Below are 19,253 nucleotides of genomic sequence, written 5' to 3'. Positions count from 1 at the left end.
AGATGGCGGCAATAGACATCAGAATAAACTAGTTAAACCAATGCTGAATTTGGGCATGTTGCAGCAGCATGATGGTTTTGCCATCTTTAATGCGACCATCAGCAATCATGGCAATGGCGTCAGTAAAGGGTAACTCCACCACCTCAATGACTTCATCCTCCACACCAACATCGTCGGTGACTTTCTGATCTGGATGATATTCAGCGGCAAAGAAATGAACAATTTCGGTCACGCCACCCGGCGACATATAAGCTTCAAATAACTTCTGTACTTTATCAATCTGATAGCCGGTCTCTTCCATAGCTTCACGGCGAATACACTCTTCCGGCGAGTCGTCATCCAGTAAGCCAGCACAAGCTTCCAGCAGCATACCGTCAGGATTACCATTCACATAAGTTGGCATCCGGAATTGGTTGGTCAGCACCACCGTGCCACTTTGGCGGTTATACAGCAGAATAGTTGCGCCGTTACCCCGGTCATACACTTCGCGAATCTGCTGTACTGAGGTGCCATTATCAGTTTTTAAATCAAAGGTATATTTGTATAACTTAAACCAGTTTTTAGATAACAATTGGCTCTGAATATTTTCAATTTTGACTGACATAGGGCCTTCTTTATCTGGCTAATAATAATTAGCGAATGGCATCAAATAACTTTTGGTTACGGCGATTATTAACTAGCTTGGCTAGCTCATGATCATCAAGAGCATCCATTATTTGCTCATAAAGCTCTGCGGGTACGCAATAGAAGGCGGGCTGATTGCGGTTGAGAATCGCAACAGGGAATCCGGCCCCAGCATTGACTGTTGCCATTGGATTCTTTTTCAACTCACTGACACTTGCGCTAGTGTCAGTCAAAATTATGCTTGGCATAAATCACCTCAAAAAGACCTATTAACAGGTCTCATTATGAGAAGAACAACCCAAGATTGCAATAAAAAACGCCCTGCCGACATCATGTCTACAGGGCGTTTGATTCGGGTGTGCGAGCGCAGCTAACACCGCTGCGGCATCAAGAACCAAGGATAAATCCACAGCCATTGGTGTTGCAGCAAGGCAGTCAGCGAGCTAATCCCGATGAGCTGACTCACGTCAGTGATTCGGGTGCGCGAGCGCAGCTAACACCACTGCGGCATCAAGAACCAAGGATAAATCCACAGCCATTGGTGTTGCAGCAAGGCAGCCAGCGAACTCATCCCGATGAGCTGACTCACGTCAGTGATTCGGGTGTGCGAGCGCAGCTAACACCGCTGCGGCATCAAGGGCGAAGGATTTTAGAAACCGGTCGGTACATCCTTCATATCCGGCAACTTATGCGCAATCCCTTTATGGCAATCAATACAGGTTTTACCTTCGGCTATGGCGGTGTTGTGCATTTTCGCCGCGACAGTTTTTTGCGCGGTGAAATCCATATTGTCGAAGTTATGGCAGTTTTTGCACTCTTGCGAGCCATTGGCTTTCATTCGCGCCCACTCATTTTCAGCCATTGTTAGGCGGTGTGCTTCGAACTTCTGCGGCGTGTCAATCAAGCCGAAAGCCTTGGCATACAGCTCTTTACTGGCCTTGATTTTACGTACCATTTTCGGCCCCCATTCATGGGGCACATGGCAATCTGGGCAGGTCGCCTTTACACCACTGCGGTTGCTGTAGTGGATGGTTCCCATATATTCCTGATAGACATTGTCTTTCATTTCATGGCAGCTGACACAGAATTTTTCGGTATTCGCCATCTCCATGCCGGTATTAAAACCGCCCCAGAAAATGATGCCACTGACAAAGCCAATCAGCAGTAATGTTCCGAGCGCCAACCGGCTAGGCCGACGCCACCACTGCCATATGCGTCGGATAACACCGGGCTTTTTAGTCTCATTCATAGTTGATTCTCACAATAACCCTCAGGCTTATTGACCAAAGCCAGGGGCTGGTTGGAAACTATTGCCGACAATCGGCGCAGCATCAGTTTGTGGCACATGACACTGCAAGCAGAAATAGCGGCGCGGAGAGACTTCACTCGACACTTTGCCGTCGCGGTCAATAAAGTGAGTTGGGCTGACACGCGGGGCTCCCGTGGCACGATAATGCTCAACACCATGGCATTGCAGGCAGCGGTTGGTGTTTTTACTGATTTGATAGCCATCCACACTGTGTGGAATGAGCGGCGGCTGATTCACATAGTTGAGTGCCATCCGCTGTTGCTGTTTTGGCATTTTCACCTTGCCCTCTGCCGTAGCAGAGACTTCAGGCGATTGGCTCAAATCCATCTCGACATTGCTGGACGCGTTGACGACACCGGCCATCAGCAATACCGCCAGCAGCGATATCACAGATAAAATCCGGCGATTTAATGATTTAACTATCTGGTTATTCATTATTTTCTCCTGAAAAACACCGCATCACGCGACAACCCGAGCCAATTTCACTGCACATTTTTTAAAGTCAGTTTCTTTGGAGAGTGGGTCGGTGGCATCCAGCGTCAGGTTATTGACTAACTGGGCTGCATCGAAGAACGGCATATACACCAACCCTTGCGGTGGGCGGTTACGTCCACGGGTTTCCACCAGCGAAATCACTTCGCCACGGCGTGAAATCACTTTCACTTTATCGCCGCGTCGCAAATCGCGGGCTTGAGCATCCAGCGGATGAATGAATAACACCGCCTCAGGGAAAGCACGATGTAGCTCAGGAACACGGCGGGTCATGGAGCCGGTATGCCAATGTTCCAACACCCGGCCAGTGGAGAGCCACAGGTCATATTCTTGATCCGGGCTTTCGGCAGCAGGTTCGTATGGCAGTGCAAATATCACCGCTTTGCCATCGGGTTTGCCATAAAAACGCACATCCTCGCCTTTCGGCACGAAGGGATCAAAACCTTCGCGGTAACGCCAGAGCGTCTCTTTACCATTGACGACTGGCCAGCGCAGGCCGCGCTCTTGATGATAAACATCGAAAGGCGCTAAATCGTGACCGTGACCGCGGCCAAAGTCGGCATACTCTTCAAATAGCCCTTTCTGGATGTAGAAGCCAAAATCGCGCGCTTCGTCATTCAGTTGGTCGGCAGGGATTTCACTCAGCGGGTATTTACTCACCACATTGTTGGCAAACAGCACGTCGTACAGTGTTTTACCGCGATATTCCGGTTTCTTCGCAACCAACTCGGCAGGCCATACCTCTTCAACTTTGAAGCGTTTAGCAAACTCCACTATCTGCCACAAGTCAGATTTGGCGGCACCCGGCGCAGGCACTTGCTGACGCCAGAATTGAGTGCGACGCTCAGCATTGCCATAAGCGCCCTCTTTCTCGACCCACATCGCAGTCGGCAAGATAAGGTCGGCAGCCAGTGCGCTGACTGTCGGGTAAGGGTCGGAAACTACGATAAAATTACGTGGGTCGCGCCAGCCGGGCATGCGCTCTTCATTGATATTTGGCCCGGCCTGCATATTGTTATTGCACATCACCCAATAGGCATTGAGCGTGCCATCTTTCAGCGCTCGGTCTTGCGCAACCGCATGTAAACCGACTTTTTCCGGGATAGTCCCTGCTGGCAATTGCCATTTGGTTTCCGCAATCTGACGATGTTTTTCGTTGGTGACCACCATATCTGCTGGCAAGCGGTGAGAGAAAGTCCCCACTTCACGGGCGGTACCACAGGCCGAGGGCTGGCCGGTCAGCGAGAAAGGCCCGGAACCGGGTTTCGAGATTTTGCCGGTTAACAAGTGCAGGTTGTAGCACATGTTATTGGCCCACACCCCACGTGTGTGCTGGTTAAAGCCCATAGTCCAGTAGGAAACCAATTTTACTTTCGGGTCGGCATACAGCTGTGCCAGTGATTCCAGTTGGTCTTGCGGCACGCCACTCATTTGGGCGGTTTTCTCTAGCGTGTATTCGGCAACAAAAGCTTTGAAATCATCAAAACTCATTGGCTCCGAAGCATCGCTGCCCGGATTTTTAGCGGCTTTTTCTAATGGGTGGGTTGGCCGTAAACCATAGCCGATGTCAGTAGCGCCACGGCGGAAATTCACATGGCGATCAAGGAAACCCTGATCAACAGCATTATTTTGAATAATGTAATTGGCGATATAATTCATAATCACCAGATCAGTCTGCGGGGTAAAGACGATCGGGTTATCCGCCAGTTCAAAGCTGCGGTGCTCAAAAGTAGATAGCACGGCAATTCTGACATGGTCATTGGTCAGGCGGCGGCTGGTCATGCGTGACCATAAGATTGGGTGCATCTCCGCCATATTGGAGCCCCAGAGCACGAAAGCATCAGCTTCTTCAATATCATCGTAGCAACCCATTGGCTCATCCATACCAAAGGTTCGCATAAAGCCCACTACCGAAGACGCCATACAGTGACGAGCATTGGGATCAAGGTTGTTGGAGCGGAAACCGGCTTTCAGCAGTTTTGATGCCGCATAGCCCTCCCACACCGTCCACTGACCAGAACCGAACATCCCCACGGCGGTCGGGCCTTTTTCTTTCAGCGCATTTTTGAATTTCAGTTCCATGATATCAAAGGCTTTTTCCCAACTTATCGGGGTAAAATCACCTTCTTTATCATATTGCCCGTCTTTCATGCGCAGCAGTGGCTGTGTCAGACGGTCTTTGCCATACATGATTTTAGGGAGAAAATAGCCTTTCACACAGTTCAAGCCACGGTTAACCGGTGAGTCCGGGTCACCTTGTGATGCAACAATTCGGCCATTTTGTGTTCCGACAAGCACACCGCAGCCGGTACCACAGAATCGGCAAGGTGCTTTATCCCATTTTATTGCATTTGTTGTCTCGCCCACGACGGCCTTGGCAACTGTGGGTATGGTCAATCCGGCTGCGGCTGCCGCAGCAACTGCGGCATTGGCCTTCATAAAGTCCCGGCGACTGAGTTTCATGGCATTTCCTCACCTTGCTGATCCTGCTGGTGATAAACCAGCGATACCGCCAGCACACCATCCAGATTACGTGCTGACTCAATATGATTCAGGAGCACGTCTGAGCGCGCTGCCTGCATAACCACCACCAACTTGCCCAGAGCAGCATCACTGGTGGGTATTTCTGTTCCCGGAATCGCCAGCAAGCTGTCGATGAGCTGCGCAATTCGCGCGGGCTTGGCTTGCACCACTAATCCACAGACATGCCATTCTTTATCGTCCATCTTCACTCCGGGTGAGGGTTACTGCCTGTACCGGGCAACTGGGTACACAAGCACCACAGCCAGTGCAGGCAGGAAGGTCTAATTCGGGTTGAGCAATGCCGTTCAGACGTGGGCGAAATCGAATCGCTCGGGTTTCACAACTGTCCTGACAACTGCGGCATTCAATATGGTGAAAAGGCAAACAGCGGTCTGATATCGCTACCTTTAGCGACCAGGCAGGCAGCACCGTTGAGGTAAAAACGTCAGCTTCACATGCCTGCACGCAAGCTTGGCAAAAACTGCACTCAGCGCGCTGGAAATCTATTTCGGGGAATCCGCCACTACCGGCAACCAATACGCCAGTTTCACAAGCGGCAACACAGTCAAGGCAGCGGGTACAATCGGCAATAAAATCAGCTTCCATGACCGACCAGGGCGGTCGGATAGCCGAGGGCTGTTGTTGGCCGGTTTGCCAAAAGCCAGTCAGCAATTTACGCCGTGATAAATCAGTCATACTGATATCCTTAACATCTGCTGGCGCGCCCGCGTGTATCTGTAGAGATCATTAATTCATCGGCGAATGTTTATATCGACCAAATGATAATGATTCTTATTTATATGAAAGAAAGAATTCCCCAGAGTTTGGGTATTAAATACAGAATAATCAGTAATAAAATAATTACTCTTTAGGGTTAATCGGGGGGTGATATTGAGCAAGATCAATTTATTTAGTGGTTATTTGCACAGTTTCTCGCTGTTAAATCTATTTGCGTTATTACCTTTTTTATATAACGATTTGTTTAATGAGAATAGCTATCAAAAGAAAACCAAGATTTGGTAATTATTTCTTCAGATAAAATCTTGCTGTTAAATGACTTTAGCTGGAAATGTAAACTCATCATTCCCTTTTTCGCGGGTAAAAAATAGAGATCTGTCGGGAACCCTTTTATACTACGCGGAGAATTACAACAGAAAATCAGTGAGACTACGGTACACTTTAATCGTGGTTTAACTAACTATGATGGATAAAATGGTCAGCCAAATTAATGACCGCAAATAATCCACGTTTAACAGCCAGACATTTAATGCTATCGGTTACAGGGACATTACTTATCATGACCAAAAGTCACACTATTATGATCGTTGACGATCATCCCCTAATGCGCCGCGGTATTAGGCAGTTACTTGAACTTGATAGCAACTTTGATGTGGTTGCTGAAGCCAACTGCGGTAGCGATGCCATTACCGAAGCGGCCAAATGCCAGCCGGATGTCATTCTGCTCGACTTGAATATGAAGGGAATGACCGGGCTGGATACGTTGAAAGCCTTGCGCAATGAAGGGATTGATGCGCGAATCATTGTTCTGACCGTCTCTGATGCGCGCAGTGATGTCTACGCCATGATTGATGCTGGCGCTGATGGGTATCTGCTCAAAGACAGCGAACCGGAAATATTGCTGGAAAATATCCGTCATGCCGCCAAGGGTGAGAAAGTATTCAGTAATGAGGTTGCGCAGTATTTATCTTCTCGCCACGAACAGGTTAATCCATTTGCTGAATTAACCGAGCGTGAATTAGATGTCTTGCAAGAAGTGGCGCGCGGGATGTCCAATAAACAGGTGGCTTTCGAGTTACACATTTCAGAAGAAACCGTAAAAGTGCATATCCGTAATTTATTACGTAAGCTCAATGTCCGGTCACGGGTCGCCGCTACCATCATGTTTTTAGAAAATAAAAAATATTAATACCCGGCCAGTTATTTAATGGCAGTCGAACTATTAGATGGCTCAATGGCCGCTAAAATAGAATTGTGGTTATCGTATATCCATTTTTTATTCAGTGGCCCCCAGCTCTCTAACTGGTAAAAACCTGCATTATTGCGCACGCCCTGCTGTACGAATGTCAGAGTGATGCCCATACCGGGCAACGCTTTTAAAACATCCTGTAAGGTTCGCCGCGGCCAGCCAGTCAGTTCCATCATGCGCGGCACATTCAACGAATCACCACGGCTGATTAACCAGCAAAGATAGAGACGACGGGCAAATACCGGATTGAGTTCCATAATACTTTCCTCAGTTAAGTCGTGACTTACTTAGTCTATACCTAAAGTTTGGCGTTGCAGGCAAACTGCCAGCAATTTCAGTACCAAAGCAGTACTTGATGCTAGCAGAAACACTTGTTTATCATTCTTCCCCCTATCAGCCTAAATTAACTCGGTTATATCGATGTTTTTTACAGCTTCTCCTTATTTTCTTCACGTTTTCTTCAGCATTACCACGTAAAGTGCACAGTAGATTCTGCTGTATATAATTTTTTATCTATAGAGGCTGGCACTGCATGGCAAATTTTTTCATCGACCGCCCGATTTTTGCTTGGGTTTTGGCGATAATTTTGTGTCTTACTGGGGCATTGGCAATCTCAACCCTGCCTGTTGAGCAATACCCTAATCTGGCGCCACCCAACGTGCGCATCAGTGCCTCATACCCAGGAGCCTCGGCACAAACACTGGAAAATACCGTCACGCAGGTCATAGAGCAAAGTATGACTGGCCTGGATAGCCTGCTGTATATGTCGTCACAAAGCAGCAGTGCCGGTACGGCAACCATTACTCTGACGTTCCAGGCAGGTACTGACCCTAACGAAGCGATGCAGCAGGTTCAAAATCAGCTGCAATCGGCGATTAAAAAACTGCCGCAAGATGTCCAGCAACAAGGGGTTTCTGTATCAAAGTCGGGTGATAACACCCTGATGATGGTGGCATTTGTTTCTACCGATGGCAGCATGGATAAGCAAGATATTGCCGACTATGTCGCCAGTAATTTGCAAGACCCTCTTAGCCGAATTGAAGGGGTGGGCAGCATCGACGCCTTCGGCTCGCAATACGCAATGCGTATCTGGCTTGATCCCAATAAACTCAATAATTATCAACTGACCACGCAGGATATTGTCACGGCTATCCAATCACAAAATAGCCAGATAGCGGTCGGCCAACTGGGCGGTACCCCCTCAGTTAATAATCAGGCACTGAATGCCACCATTAATGCCCAATCTCAATTACAGACACCAGAACAGTTCCGAGAAATCACGCTGCGGGTTAATCAGGATGGGTCACTGGTCACACTGGGAGATGTGGCAAAAGTTGAGATGGGGGCCGAGAATTATGATTATCTGAGCCGCTTTAATGGGCAAGCCGCATCAGGAATGAATATCAAGCTGGCATCAGGGGCCAATGAGCTGCAAACCGATGAGTTAGTAAAAGCCCGCATTGCAGAACTGACGCCATTCTTCCCGCACGGTCTTGAAGCCAAAATTGCCTATGAAACCACCCCCTTTGTTAAAGCCTCAATCAAGGATGTGGTCAAAACATTGTTGGAAGCCATTTTATTGGTCTTCCTGGTTATGTATCTGTTCTTACAGAACTTCCGCGCCACACTGATTCCAACGATCGCCGTGCCGGTCGTGTTATTAGGGACCTTCGCAATACTGTCGGCCTTCGGATTCAGTATCAATACCCTGACCATGTTCGCCATTGTGTTAGCCATCGGCCTATTAGTTGATGATGCGATCGTGGTGGTGGAAAACGTCGAGCGCGTGATGAGCGAGGAAGGGCTTGACCCACGTGAAGCCACGCGTAAATCCATGGGGCAAATTCAAGGCGCCCTGGTCGGTATTGCACTGGTGCTATCAGCAGTATTTATCCCAATGGCTTTCTTCGGGGGGACCACAGGGGCCATTTATCGCCAGTTCTCTATTACTATTGTGTCCGCCATGGTGCTTTCGGTATTAGTGGCGTTGATTCTCACCCCAGCACTTTGTGCCACCATGCTCAAACCCGTCGAACAGGGGCATCATCATGCCAAACGCGGTTTCTTTGGCTGGTTTAATCGCACTTTTGATCGCAGTGCCCGCAGTTACGAGCGGGGTGTCGCGCACGTTTTACACCGCAGTTTGCGTTATATTTTGCTGTATTTACTGCTATTAGGTGGCTTGGCGTTGTTATTCCTTAAGTTACCGACCTCTTTCTTACCATTGGAAGACCGTGGTGTCTTTATGGCGCAAGTGCAGCTTCCTGTTGGGTCAACTCAGCAACAGACACTGAAAGTGGTGGAGAAAGTAGAAAACTACTTCCTAACCGAAGAGAAAAATAATGTTCTGTCAGTGTTCGCTACCGTGGGTTCTGGCCCCGGCGGTAATGGCCAGAACGTGGCGCGTTTGTTTATCCGCCTGACGGATTGGGATCTGCGAAAGAATAGCAATGATTCGTCCTTCGCCATTATCGAACGGGCCACCAAAGTATTTAATAAAATTGCTGAGGCCAGAGTGTCAGTCAGTAGCCCACCGGCAATTTCAGGTTTAGGTGGCTCTTCCGGTTTCGATATGGAGTTACAAGATCACGGCGGCTTGGGCCACGATAAGTTAATGGCAGCCCGTGACCAGTTGCTACAGTTAGCATCCCAAAACCCGGCGTTAACGCGAGTGCGACATAATGGCCTCGATGATAGCCCGCAATTGCAGATCGATATTGATCAACGCAAAGCACAAGCTTTGGGGGTGTCACTGGATGATATTAATAACACGCTTAAAACCGCCTGGGGCTCGACTTACGTGAATGACTTTGTTGATCGTGGTCGGGTGAAGAAAGTTTATGTGCAATCTGAAGCCACCGCCCGCATGCTGCCGGAAGACGTCAATAAATGGTATGTGAGTAATAGTAGCGGCGGTATGGTGCCCTTCTCGGCATTTTCGACCACGCGCTGGGAATATGGATCGCCACGGCTAGAGCGCTACAACGGCTACTCAGCACTGGAAATTGTCGGCGAGGCCGCACCGGGAGTCAGTACCGGTACCGCAATGAATGTGATGGAGGATCTCGTCAAACAGCTGCCTAACGGTTTCGGGCTGGAATGGACCGGCATGTCTTATCAAGAGCGGCTATCTGGCTCCCAAGCCCCTGCCCTTTATGCTATTTCGCTGTTGGTGGTGTTCCTGTGTCTGGCGGCGCTATATGAGAGTTGGTCAATTCCATTCTCGGTGATGCTGGTGGTGCCTCTCGGGGTGATTGGCGCGGTTGCCGCCACTTGGATGCGCGGTCTGGAGAATGATGTTTATTTCCAGGTTGGGTTACTGACCATCATTGGGCTGTCGGCGAAAAACGCCATCTTGATTGTCGAATTTGCCAGTGAGTTGAATAACAAGGGCAAGGATTTGGTAGAGGCGACTCTGGAAGCATCGCGCCAGCGGCTAAGGCCAATTCTGATGACCTCGCTGGCATTTGTCTTTGGTGTACTGCCAATGGCAATCAGTCAGGGCGCGGGTTCAGGCAGCCAACATGCGGTCGGTACTGGTGTCATGGGGGGAATGATTTCGGCCACAGTGCTGGCGATTTTCTTTGTTCCGCTGTTCTTTGTCTTGGTGCGCCGCCGCTTCCCCGGCAGACCACCACGCGCTAAAGAGTCAAAGTAAGCCGCTGACTTAACGTTATTGGAGCCGCAGCTAACAACTCTGTGGTTTCAAGGGCGAAGGGTATAAAAAAAGGCAGAAACTTTACAGTCTCTGCCTTTTTGCGAGCGGTAACTCGCCCCTAGGTGTGTATCGATAAAACAACAAAAAGATAAAAATTCTTACTGCTGGTTTATTCGCTTATGCCTTACGCAGCATAGCATCGATAAACTCTTTCCATGTGCTCAACTCAACTTCAACCATAACATCCTCTCTAGTTATTGACCCTAATTATACGCTTATTTTTTGCACAGTCAAAATTGAGAGCAGGCTATCTAATCGTGGAAATGAGATCTATCGCAGAGATATGGAATTTGGCGGTTCAAAGGAGTGACTTGGGTGGGTACGACTTTATTTGCCTGTTTTGTCATTCAGGAGTAGCGTGCTGAGATAGTTAGGGGTGAATGCCGTTTTTGACACAACCCGTTATTGGTAAAATGCAGAGCAAAACCATGAAACACTCTATTGATTCGCTAAAAGAGCTGGGCCGTTATGATGATGCGGTGGCAATGGCGCAAGATTTATTGCGCAGCTCCCCTGATAACGCCAGTCTGCTGTTTAAAATCGCCTCTCTGTATGATGTACAAGGGTTAGAGTTGCAAGCCGTCCCCTTCTATCGTGCGGCTATCGAGCATAATCTGGCGGGTAAAGAGTTACAGGAAGCTTATCTGGGGCTAGGTAGCACTTACCGAGCATTGGGGTTATATCAGGCGTCGTTAGACACATTTGATGCCGCATTGGCCCGTTTTCCGCAAGCGAAAGAGATAACCTTGTTTCGGGCCATGACTCTGTACAATCTGGGTGAAACCAAAGAGGCGGTCGCCGCATTATTGCTACTGCTGGCTGAAACCTCAAATCATCAGGACATCAGCCTTTATCAAAAAGCTATCCGCCAATATGCCGCTGACCTTGACCGAATTGGCTAAAGGCTCCGGTAGTCGTTGCGTATTTACGCGTTAATCTGCCGCTAGCTGTCTGGATTCAAACCTCATTTTCCCGCATTATGGACAAATAGCTCGGCCAGCCACCTCAGTGACTGGCCTGATTTGCCATTCTAGCCGAGGTATTATTTTTCCATGTCAGATAACCCAGCAACCCCATCATTGCGCCTTTATGGCATTAAAAATTGTGACACCATAAAAAAGGCCCGCCGCTGGCTGGAAGAACAAGGCATTGCCTATCAGTTTCACGATTATCGTGTGGATGGGTTGAGTGACGAACGCCTGCAAGGCTTTATTAATAAACTGGGCTGGGAGCCGCTGCTCAATACCCGCGGCACCACTTGGCGTAAGTTACCGCAAGCTCAGCGAGATGCCATTACTGATGCGCCAACGGCCAAAGTGCTGATGTTAGAGCAGCCAGCGATAATCAAACGCCCGCTGCTGGAAGCCGCCAATGGCGCGATGTTATTGGGCTTCAACATTGAAAGTTACCAACATTTTATTCAACAAAATCAAACTGCAATTGAGGTGCAATAACATGATCTGTCCGGTAATCGAACTGGCTCAACAACTGATTAAACGCCCGTCGCTCAGCCCTTATGATGCGGGTTGTCAGGAGATCATGATTCAGCGTCTGGAAGCCATTGGCTTTATTGTCGAGCCGATGAATTTTGGCGATACTCTCAATTTCTGGGCCTGGCGTGGTGAAGGTGAAACACTGGCGTTCGCCGGTCATACCGATGTGGTTCCAACCGGTGATGAAAGCCACTGGAGCAGCCCGCCATTTGAACCTACCATCCGCGATGGCATGCTGTATGGCCGTGGTGCCGCAGACATGAAAGGTTCGCTGGCCGCAATGGTGGTCGCCGCTGAGCGCTTTGTGGCCGCACACCCGGACCATAAAGGCCGGCTGGCATTTATGATTACCTCTGATGAAGAAGCCAGAGCGATTAATGGCACGGTAAAAGTGGTTAATGCCCTGATGGCACGCAATGAACGGCTGGATTATTGTCTGGTCGGTGAGCCATCCAGTACCGAGCGCGTTGGTGATGTGGTGAAAAATGGCCGCCGTGGCTCCATCACCGCCAACTTACATATTCATGGTATTCAAGGGCATGTAGCTTATCCGCATCTGGCGGATAACCCGGTTCACCGTGCAATACCCGCCCTAAATGAACTGGTTGCCACCCAATGGGATGAAGGCAATGAGTTCTTCCCTGCCACCAGTATGCAGATAGCTAACTTGCATGCCGGTACCGGCAGCAATAATGTGATTCCCGGTGAGTTCTATGTGCAGTTCAATTTCCGCTTCAGTACTGAACTGACCGACAGCATGATTAAGCAGCGAGTAGAGGAATTATTGCAACGTCATCAACTCAATTACACTCTGGAGTGGGTACTGTCCGGCCAACCGTTCCTGACCGCACGTGGCGCACTGGTTGATGCCGTGGTTAATGCTGTTGAGCATTACACCGAACTAACACCGCAGTTATTAACCACTGGCGGCACCTCTGATGGCCGTTTTATCGCCTTAATGGGGGCACAGGTGGTGGAGCTTGGCCCCGTCAATGCCACCATCCATAAAGTAAATGAATGCGTCCACGCTGCTGATTTACAACTGCTGAGCCGGATGTATCAAAGAATCATGGAGCAACTTATCGCATGATAACGCCACAGATGCTTACCGGGCGTTCAACAGAGCATTTAGTGGTGTTAACAGGTAACCACCGGATGCAGCCGCAAGCGGTTGACGCCTTTCTGGCAATGCAGCAGGCAGCTAAAGTGGCAGGTTTTGATTTACAACCGGCCAGTACTTTTCGTGATTTTGACCGCCAATTAGCTATCTGGAATGGTAAATTTCGCGGTGAGCGACCAGTATTAGATAAAGACAGTCAGCCAATCGATATTTCTCAGCTTGATGATGCTGCGCGCTGTGAAGCTATTTTGCGTTGGTCAGCACTGCCGGGAGCCAGCCGCCATCACTGGGGCAGCGATTTAGATATTTACGATCCATCACTGTTACCAGCACAGGCAAAATTACAGCTGGAGCCATGGGAATACCTAGCGGGTGGCTATTTTTATCCACTAACGCAATGGCTTGATACTCATATGACCGAGTTTGGTTTTTACCGGCCTTTTAGTGAAGATACCGGCGGTGTTGCCGCCGAGCCTTGGCATCTGAGTTATCGGCCTCTGGCGCAAGCGGCGGAACATTTATTGACTCCAGCTATTTTGCTGGAAGCTTGGCAGTCACAAGATGTGGCAGGCAGTGAGTGGCTTATCCGCCATTTACCGATGATTTTTTCACGATTTATAGGAATTAAACCATGCATTGGCTAGCAGATTACTGGTGGGTTGTTCTTATCCTGCTGGCGGGTATTATTTTAAATGGAATCAAAGAGTTACGCCGACTTGATCATAAGAAATTTTTGAGCAACAAGCCGGAGTTACCCCCGCATCGCGATAATAATGCGCAGTGGGATGATGACGATGACTGGCAGGATAAAAACCAGAAAAAGTAAGTAAGTGACGAACCCTATTGAACGAAGGGGGCTTCCCCTTCGTTTGAGATAACTATTTCGCGGCGATATCCCGACGTAGTTGGGCAATAGCACGCTCCAGCATCGGCTGATTAATGCCATGCCCGGTATGAGCATCCAAATCCAGCGTCACCTGATGACCTAATGCCGTTAAGCTGCTGACTGCGGCTTTGGCATGCTCGACCCGGATAACACCATCCTGCTCACCATGAATCAGATGAATCACCACATCGGCTATCGGCTGCTGCGGCAAAGTGGCAAAACGCCCACTGAACCCGATCACTCGCCCTGCCAATTGCGGCTGCGCTTTCACGCCCTCCAGCGACATAATTGTGCCCTGCGAGAAGCCAACCAGTGTGGTCTGCTGTGCATTCAAACCACTTTGCTGTTGCCATTGACGCACTGTGGCGACAAATTGCGCCATCACGTCATCAATCCGCCCCTGACGGCCCTCTTCGGTAATACCTTGAACTGAAAACCACTGCCGCCCATTGCCCATGCCACTAGCAAAAGGAGCATCAATACTGACCACCAATGCCTGAGGAAATGCTTGAGCGAAATGACTCCCGACCGGCGCCATGCCCGCGGCACTGTCGCCAACCCCATGAAACAGTAAAATTAATTGCTCTGGTTTTGCCGGTTGCTGCACCACGATATTCTGCTGACTCATTGGAAGACCTTTAATCATCAAGTAACGATAAAATGACTATACGCTGTTGGTTTGGTAGGGATATTGGGTTTTATTGATGGAGTTGGTGGGAATTATTGATGATCCGAGAGCATAAATATGGGGGCTGGGTTTGGTTGGTATTCATTCCGGTGATCCGGTTCGGTTGTCGGGTATGGAGTTTGGTTTCGGTTGGTATTCATTCGGTGATCACCTGTTCTCCGCCACCTCAACCGAGCAGGAGGGCAAGCCGGCCCTCCTGCACCTGCGGCTTGCACGAAATATTGCCCTACGGGTAAACCTCCCGCGTCTTTCGGGCTGACGAGCCAGCGCGATTCGCATCCATGCTCAAGCGCGCTTTTCGCGGGCGTCCATGCCCGCTCACTCTACCCTTAATCCTTGTCGGCAATATCTCTGATTGCGCTCAACGTCAAAATCATGGTGTTGACCTTAATCTTTTAAAGCACATTTGAGCAGCCGAGTGAAGAGTGGAGATAGGACGCGAGGCATGGATGCCGAGCGAGCCGTGCTTGAGCATGGATGCGACAACACTGCGGAGCAGTTTTGAACAACGCTTGCGTTGGCCCGAAGGGTAGCCTCGAAGAGGCAATAATCACGGCGGTCCGTCAGCGAAACGATGACGAGGGCCACCCACGAAGTGGGCTAGCGATACGTGCGCAAGCGCGGGGATTCCAAAGGGGTCACGCGCTTGTGACCTCTTTGGCGGTTGAGGCATCGGAGGTGAGGTTGCAGCCAATCTTATGTCAACCGAACCGGATCACCTGAATTAATATCAACCGAAACTAAGCCCCAAACCCGATCACCGGAATTAATATCAACCGAAACCTGATCCGCCCGCTAACCCCACTTTAATAACATCAACCGCCGCCATCCCCTGTACTGCCTCTTGCCGCCACTGGGCCATCAATGCCTTGCGACCTGAAATCCCCAGATGGCTAACAATCTCTGCTGGCGCAATACCCTGCTGTAAATATTGCCGCAATGCGACAAGAGGTAACTCAGTCTGCAACAGTTCAGGCTGTAATAGCAGCCGCTGCAAAGCGGGCAAACTGGCCTCTAATGGGCGGAAAGCAAAAGCAAATCCGGCAAGTTCGCGCCAGTCGTCATCATTTAAAGTGATATCAACCGGTTCTGACTGTGGCAACGATAGTGGCGTGTCCAGATCAATCCATTGCTGCAACCAATACCAATCGCGCGCTAATTGCTGCCGCGCGGAGTCATAGAGCGCATGACCCGCACAACTCAAGGGTAATATCGCCATAGCTGCATAACAGCCGCTACTGGCCTCTCGGTGGCTGCCTATGCGCACCAGATGAAATCCACAGGCATGCCAAAAAGCGGCTAACTCGGCGGTATAACCAAAACTGACCGAAAGAAAATCAAGCTGGTCCTGTTGTGCTCGCGCCAACTCGGCGAAAATCATCTGGCGGGCAATACCTTGGCGTCGCCATGATGGCGTGACTGCCACGCGGCTAATGCGCCGTGATAACAAGGTCGGTGCCTGCCATTGACCACTGTGAGCCGCCAGCGATTGCGCCACTAAACTGCCCTTGGGCCGCCGCCTGCCAGCCCAGACATCCTGAGCTAAGCTGCTATCCAGGCCGCCCTCATCCACCAGCCACAAAGCGCCAATGACTGAATCTGCGGCTTTCGCCACTGAGAAGTGCATTCCCGGCGCATCCATCAAACGCCGAAGATCAAGGGGAGTGGTACGGTAATGCGCGCTGGAGAGTAAGCCATAGAAATGCCGCAGTAATTCAGGATTATCCAGCCAGGCGCGCTGCTCACAAGGAATAATATCAACCTGTGCGCCAAGAGATTGAGCTGCTGGCAACTCATCATTGAACAACATAATGTCATCCACAATGCGCTCCAGCGGATCATGGCTGGCCCAGCGAATCGGGTCGGACAGGGTTAAATGATGCCAATCACTCAAAGTGGCGCAAAACTTCAATAAGAAGCCGCGCCCGGTGCCCTCATATCCCTGTACCGTGGTTGTTAATAATGCTCGAGGGAAATAGGCCAAGAGTGCGGATAACAGCGCAGTCGGGATAGCGGCAGCCTCATCAATCAATAGCCAATCAATCTCACTGACATCATGTTGCTGGCAGTAATCCAATAGCGCATCTGGTGCCCAAAAGCGCGCCCGCTCCCCTGCTCGCTGGCTCAACACCTGAGTGGCCGCTTTCCCCGGACCGGTAACCCAACAGTTGCCCGGCCAAGATGCCACCAGCATCCCGGCGAGTGCCGACTTCCCCCGCCCTCGGGCCGCAGTCAACACCCAGACACCCGCCTCTGCCTGCATCAGGCGCTGCAAAATCTGTTGCTGTTCCGTGGTTGGCGTACCCTCCGGCGGGAACCAGTCAGGATAGCAATCCCCGGCACTCAGCGAGAGCGGCTGACCTTGTTGCCATAAAATAGCATCGGAATCAGCCAGAATTTGCCGTTGCATATGCTGAATAAAGTTGGGCGTTATGATTGGCTCACTTTGTTCACTCCAGCGCAGACTGTCGCGATCGGGCAAATGCGGCCAGCGGTGCCATTCCGGCACTAACAGCACCAACCAACTGCCCGCTCGCAAGGTCCCCGCCAGCACCGCCAGTGCTTCAGTATTCAAACCGTCGGTGGCATCAAACACCGCGTGTAGCCACTCTTGACCAAGCAAGGTTTTTGCTGCTGCCGGGCGAATGCCATTAATACCTGCCGGTAGATCCTCGCCAATCCACAACCAATCCCCGGCTAATTGCCCACATAGCGCCAGCGCCTGCTGCCGTGCCCAATCGGCATGGCCACTGAGCACCAATAAGCGCCGAATTCCCTGCTGCGCCATCAATGATTGGCGGGCAACAATTGGCTGACAAGCAATAATCGCATTATTCACGCTAAGATTTACCGATCACCAGCGAGAGCAGCCCGGCGGCAATCAATGGCCCGACCGGCACCCCGCGGAACAGCGCAACCCCCAATACCGTCCCGACGAGTAAGCCCGCCACCACTGACGGTTGGTGTGTCATCAACGAAACACCTCGGCCACCAAGCCAAGAAACCGCGACCCCGACCACAATGGCGAGTATCGATTTCCACTGTACAAAGGAGTGCAATACTTCGCTGGCACTGATTTTCCCACTGGCAATCGGCGTCATTACGCCAATAGTCAGGATCAATATGCCGATGGTTAAGCCATATTTTTCTATCCACGGGAAAAACTGATTCAGAGGCGTGATACGAACAGCAATGAGTGCCAGAAGAGCTAATGTGACAGTCATGTTGTGGCTGATAATGCCAAGTGCAGCCAGCACCAAGAGAATTAATAAAGTTGGGTCGAGAGCAGCCATGGTTATCCCTGCCTTGCAATAGAATGCCGGCAGCGAATGTGCCGGCAAAAAGTGGTGTTATGATAATCCCTGCTTACTTGAGGTTCTAGTGCTATTAGCGGCTGGCAAAGGTGTTGCAGCTATTCGGGTCACCACTGTCGAAGCCACGTTTGAACCAGCTATAGCGCTGTGCCGAGGTGCCGTGAGTAAAACTGTCCGGCACTACACGCCCTTGGCTTTGTTGCTGTAGCCGGTCATCACCAATGGCCTGTGCGGCATTCAAGGCCTGTTGTAAGTCCCCCACTTCCAGCACATTCTGCGCTTCCATCGCTTTACCCCATACACCGGCAAAACAGTCAGCCTGTAACTCCATTTTGACCGATAAGCGATTGGCTTCTGCTTGAGATGCCCCCTGCTGCTGTTGGCGCACTTTGGTATCAATTCCCATCAAATGCTGTACATGGTGGCCAACTTCATGAGCAATGACATAGGCCTGAGCAAAGTCACCGCCCGCGCCCAGTTTATTTTTCATATCTTCATAAAAAGAGAGATCGATATAAACCGTACTGTCTGCCGGGCAATAAAACGGCCCCATAACGGATTGCCCAGTACCACAACCGGTGTGGGTGGCACCTCGGTACATCACCAGCTTAGGCTCCTGATAAGTTCGGCCCATTTTTTGGAAAATAGGTTTCCAGGTATCTTCAGTATCCGCCAGCACCACCGAGGTAAATTTGGCATATTGGTCATCTTTCGCGCTGACAGAACGTGGTGGACTTTGCTGTGTTTGGCTTTGTGACATCGGATCGTTGCCATTTAATAGCGGCGTCAGGTCGACGCCGTAGTAGCCCGCCACCAGCACCACAATCAAGATAACCAAACCACCTTTGCCACCAATTGGCGGCCGGAAACCGCCACCGCCAGATGAATTACCGCGTCTGTCTTCTACATTGTCACTTTCGCGACGACCTTGCCAACGCATAGCTATGCTCCCAGATATATTTCTTACACATTATCGTAGGAAATCTCCGGAGCTAATACCATTAAAAGCGAAAATGATTGGTACCGAGGGGTGGATTCAGATGATTCGCCAAGGCCGCAAGGAATGAGCAAAGGAGCTAAAGGATAAGGAGAGACCGAG

20 protein-coding genes are annotated in these 19,253 nt (G+C 50.3%); 7 read left to right on the top strand and 13 right to left on the bottom strand.

Translation table 11 applies throughout. The features are described from left to right. Nucleotides 1-28: 28 nt before the first annotated feature. The 7 genes from nudK to napF form a co-directional block, all read right to left on the bottom strand. Nucleotides 29-604, bottom strand: a complete 576-nt coding sequence (nudK, locus tag N0H69_RS09260; RefSeq protein ID WP_050151932.1) for a GDP-mannose pyrophosphatase NudK — start codon at nucleotides 602-604, stop codon at nucleotides 29-31. 28 nt (nucleotides 605-632) lie between these two features. Next, nucleotides 633-872: a type II toxin-antitoxin system Phd/YefM family antitoxin gene (locus N0H69_RS09255; protein WP_050109342.1), complete on the bottom strand. Its 240-nt coding sequence runs from the start codon at nucleotides 870-872 to the stop codon at nucleotides 633-635. Between the two features lie 401 nt (nucleotides 873-1,273). Further along, nucleotides 1,274-1,873, bottom strand: a complete 600-nt coding sequence (gene napC / locus N0H69_RS09250; RefSeq protein ID WP_050151931.1) for a cytochrome c-type protein NapC — start codon at nucleotides 1,871-1,873, stop codon at nucleotides 1,274-1,276. A 27-nt stretch (nucleotides 1,874-1,900) separates the two neighbouring features. Then, nucleotides 1,901-2,296, bottom strand: coding sequence for a nitrate reductase cytochrome c-type subunit (napB, locus tag N0H69_RS09245; RefSeq protein ID WP_375541941.1), 396 nt, complete (start codon nucleotides 2,294-2,296; stop codon nucleotides 1,901-1,903). A gap of 96 nt (nucleotides 2,297-2,392) precedes the next feature. Continuing rightward, on the bottom strand, nucleotides 2,393-4,888 hold the full coding sequence (napA, locus tag N0H69_RS09240) for a nitrate reductase catalytic subunit NapA (RefSeq protein ID WP_050109339.1): 2,496 nt from the start codon (nucleotides 4,886-4,888) through the stop codon (nucleotides 2,393-2,395). Next, the gene (gene napD / locus N0H69_RS09235) at nucleotides 4,885-5,151 is read right to left on the bottom strand and encodes a chaperone NapD (RefSeq protein WP_050151929.1); all 267 of its coding nucleotides are present in this window, start codon (nucleotides 5,149-5,151) and stop codon (nucleotides 4,885-4,887) included. The genes napA and napD overlap by 4 nt, the downstream gene beginning before the upstream one ends. After that, nucleotides 5,141-5,644 (bottom strand): ferredoxin-type protein NapF, encoded by a 504-nt coding sequence (gene napF / locus N0H69_RS09230; RefSeq protein ID WP_050122899.1) that lies wholly within the window; start codon nucleotides 5,642-5,644, stop codon nucleotides 5,141-5,143. The genes napD and napF overlap by 11 nt, the downstream gene beginning before the upstream one ends. A gap of 601 nt (nucleotides 5,645-6,245) precedes the next feature. On the opposite strand from napF, the gene narP reads away from it, so the two are divergent. Next, nucleotides 6,246-6,875 carry a nitrate/nitrite response regulator protein NarP gene (gene narP / locus N0H69_RS09225; RefSeq protein WP_050109336.1) on the top strand — a complete coding sequence of 210 codons (630 nt, stop codon included), beginning with the start codon at nucleotides 6,246-6,248 and terminating at the stop codon, nucleotides 6,873-6,875. Nucleotides 6,876-6,886: 11 nt separating this feature from the next. Here narP and N0H69_RS09220 read toward each other — a convergent pair whose 3' ends face one another. Then, entirely contained in the window at nucleotides 6,887-7,192 is a 306-nt protein-coding gene (locus N0H69_RS09220) for a winged helix-turn-helix domain-containing protein (protein WP_050109335.1), read from the bottom strand. A gap of 275 nt (nucleotides 7,193-7,467) precedes the next feature. On the opposite strand from N0H69_RS09220, the gene acrD reads away from it, so the two are divergent. Beyond that, nucleotides 7,468-10,593 carry a multidrug efflux RND transporter permease AcrD gene (gene acrD / locus N0H69_RS09215; RefSeq protein ID WP_050151928.1) on the top strand — a complete coding sequence of 1,042 codons (3,126 nt, stop codon included), beginning with the start codon at nucleotides 7,468-7,470 and terminating at the stop codon, nucleotides 10,591-10,593. A 177-nt stretch (nucleotides 10,594-10,770) separates the two neighbouring features. Here the strand turns inward: acrD and N0H69_RS22340 are convergent, their stop codons facing one another. Beyond that, entirely contained in the window at nucleotides 10,771-10,833 is a 63-nt protein-coding gene (locus N0H69_RS22340) for a hypothetical protein (protein WP_491010439.1), read from the bottom strand. Nucleotides 10,834-11,081: 248 nt separating this feature from the next. On the opposite strand from N0H69_RS22340, the gene N0H69_RS09210 reads away from it, so the two are divergent. The 5 genes from N0H69_RS09210 (at nucleotide 11,082) to N0H69_RS09190 (ending at nucleotide 14,092) form a co-directional block, all read left to right on the top strand. After that, nucleotides 11,082-11,555: a tetratricopeptide repeat protein gene (locus N0H69_RS09210; RefSeq protein ID WP_050109490.1), complete on the top strand. Its 474-nt coding sequence runs from the start codon at nucleotides 11,082-11,084 to the stop codon at nucleotides 11,553-11,555. 150 nt (nucleotides 11,556-11,705) lie between these two features. After that, nucleotides 11,706-12,107: an ArsC family reductase gene (locus N0H69_RS09205; protein ID WP_050132816.1), complete on the top strand. Its 402-nt coding sequence runs from the start codon at nucleotides 11,706-11,708 to the stop codon at nucleotides 12,105-12,107. A 1-nt stretch (nucleotide 12,108) separates the two neighbouring features. Next, on the top strand, nucleotides 12,109-13,236 hold the full coding sequence (gene dapE, locus N0H69_RS09200; protein ID WP_050109332.1) for a succinyl-diaminopimelate desuccinylase: 1,128 nt from the start codon (nucleotides 12,109-12,111) through the stop codon (nucleotides 13,234-13,236). An 11-nt stretch (nucleotides 13,237-13,247) separates the two neighbouring features. Beyond that, on the top strand, nucleotides 13,248-13,910 hold the full coding sequence (locus tag N0H69_RS09195) for a M15 family metallopeptidase (protein WP_172665465.1): 663 nt from the start codon (nucleotides 13,248-13,250) through the stop codon (nucleotides 13,908-13,910). Further along, on the top strand, nucleotides 13,898-14,092 hold the full coding sequence (locus tag N0H69_RS09190) for a YpfN family protein (protein WP_050151927.1): 195 nt from the start codon (nucleotides 13,898-13,900) through the stop codon (nucleotides 14,090-14,092). The genes N0H69_RS09195 and N0H69_RS09190 overlap by 13 nt, the downstream gene beginning before the upstream one ends. A gap of 52 nt (nucleotides 14,093-14,144) precedes the next feature. Here the strand turns inward: N0H69_RS09190 and ypfH are convergent, their stop codons facing one another. The 4 genes from ypfH to ypfJ all read right to left on the bottom strand — a co-directional run bounded on the left by ypfH (nucleotide 14,145) and on the right by ypfJ (nucleotide 19,094). Continuing rightward, on the bottom strand, nucleotides 14,145-14,780 hold the full coding sequence (gene ypfH / locus N0H69_RS09185; protein WP_050151926.1) for an esterase: 636 nt from the start codon (nucleotides 14,778-14,780) through the stop codon (nucleotides 14,145-14,147). Between the two features lie 832 nt (nucleotides 14,781-15,612). Then, nucleotides 15,613-17,628 (bottom strand): tRNA(Met) cytidine acetyltransferase TmcA, encoded by a 2,016-nt coding sequence (locus N0H69_RS09180; RefSeq protein ID WP_050152026.1) that lies wholly within the window; start codon nucleotides 17,626-17,628, stop codon nucleotides 15,613-15,615. Between the two features lie 52 nt (nucleotides 17,629-17,680). Then, a complete protein-coding gene (locus tag N0H69_RS09175) occupies nucleotides 17,681-18,133 on the bottom strand; it encodes a DUF441 domain-containing protein (RefSeq protein WP_050111239.1) in 453 nt (150 codons plus the stop codon). A 94-nt stretch (nucleotides 18,134-18,227) separates the two neighbouring features. Then, nucleotides 18,228-19,094 (bottom strand): KPN_02809 family neutral zinc metallopeptidase, encoded by an 867-nt coding sequence (gene ypfJ, locus N0H69_RS09170; RefSeq protein ID WP_050111240.1) that lies wholly within the window; start codon nucleotides 19,092-19,094, stop codon nucleotides 18,228-18,230. Between the last annotated feature and the right edge of the window lie 159 nt (nucleotides 19,095-19,253).

The organism is Yersinia alsatica (genome assembly GCF_025133195.1).
Classification (GTDB): Bacteria; Pseudomonadota; Gammaproteobacteria; order Enterobacterales; family Enterobacteriaceae; genus Yersinia; species Yersinia alsatica.
Note: the sequence above shows the minus strand (reverse complement) of the source record. Positions and strands in the feature narration are given on the sequence as shown.

Excerpts from the sequence above, each read along its gene's own strand:
- ypfH (WP_050151926.1), bottom strand. The coding sequence starts at position 14,780 with ATGAGTCAGCAGAATATCGTGGTGCAGCAACCGGCAAAACCAGAGCAA.
- narP (WP_050109336.1), top strand. The coding sequence starts at position 6,246 with ATGACCAAAAGTCACACTATTATGATCGTTGACGATCATCCCCTAATG.
- napC (WP_050151931.1), bottom strand. The coding sequence starts at position 1,873 with ATGAATGAGACTAAAAAGCCCGGTGTTATCCGACGCATATGGCAGTGG.
- acrD (WP_050151928.1), top strand. The coding sequence starts at position 7,468 with ATGGCAAATTTTTTCATCGACCGCCCGATTTTTGCTTGGGTTTTGGCG.
- N0H69_RS09190 (WP_050151927.1), top strand. The coding sequence starts at position 13,898 with ATGCATTGGCTAGCAGATTACTGGTGGGTTGTTCTTATCCTGCTGGCG.
- napF (WP_050122899.1), bottom strand. The coding sequence starts at position 5,644 with ATGACTGATTTATCACGGCGTAAATTGCTGACTGGCTTTTGGCAAACC.
- ypfJ (WP_050111240.1), bottom strand. The coding sequence starts at position 19,094 with ATGCGTTGGCAAGGTCGTCGCGAAAGTGACAATGTAGAAGACAGACGC.
- N0H69_RS09210 (WP_050109490.1), top strand. The coding sequence starts at position 11,082 with ATGAAACACTCTATTGATTCGCTAAAAGAGCTGGGCCGTTATGATGAT.
- N0H69_RS09175 (WP_050111239.1), bottom strand. The coding sequence starts at position 18,133 with ATGGCTGCTCTCGACCCAACTTTATTAATTCTCTTGGTGCTGGCTGCA.
- N0H69_RS09255 (WP_050109342.1), bottom strand. The coding sequence starts at position 872 with ATGCCAAGCATAATTTTGACTGACACTAGCGCAAGTGTCAGTGAGTTG.
- N0H69_RS09220 (WP_050109335.1), bottom strand. The coding sequence starts at position 7,192 with ATGGAACTCAATCCGGTATTTGCCCGTCGTCTCTATCTTTGCTGGTTA.
- N0H69_RS09180 (WP_050152026.1), bottom strand. The coding sequence starts at position 17,628 with ATGGCGCAGCAGGGAATTCGGCGCTTATTGGTGCTCAGTGGCCATGCC.
- napB (WP_375541941.1), bottom strand. The coding sequence starts at position 2,296 with ATGGCCGGTGTCGTCAACGCGTCCAGCAATGTCGAGATGGATTTGAGC.
- dapE (WP_050109332.1), top strand. The coding sequence starts at position 12,109 with ATGATCTGTCCGGTAATCGAACTGGCTCAACAACTGATTAAACGCCCG.
- napA (WP_050109339.1), bottom strand. The coding sequence starts at position 4,888 with ATGAAACTCAGTCGCCGGGACTTTATGAAGGCCAATGCCGCAGTTGCT.
- napD (WP_050151929.1), bottom strand. The coding sequence starts at position 5,151 with ATGGACGATAAAGAATGGCATGTCTGTGGATTAGTGGTGCAAGCCAAG.
- N0H69_RS09195 (WP_172665465.1), top strand. The coding sequence starts at position 13,248 with ATGCTTACCGGGCGTTCAACAGAGCATTTAGTGGTGTTAACAGGTAAC.
- nudK (WP_050151932.1), bottom strand. The coding sequence starts at position 604 with ATGTCAGTCAAAATTGAAAATATTCAGAGCCAATTGTTATCTAAAAAC.
- N0H69_RS09205 (WP_050132816.1), top strand. The coding sequence starts at position 11,706 with ATGTCAGATAACCCAGCAACCCCATCATTGCGCCTTTATGGCATTAAA.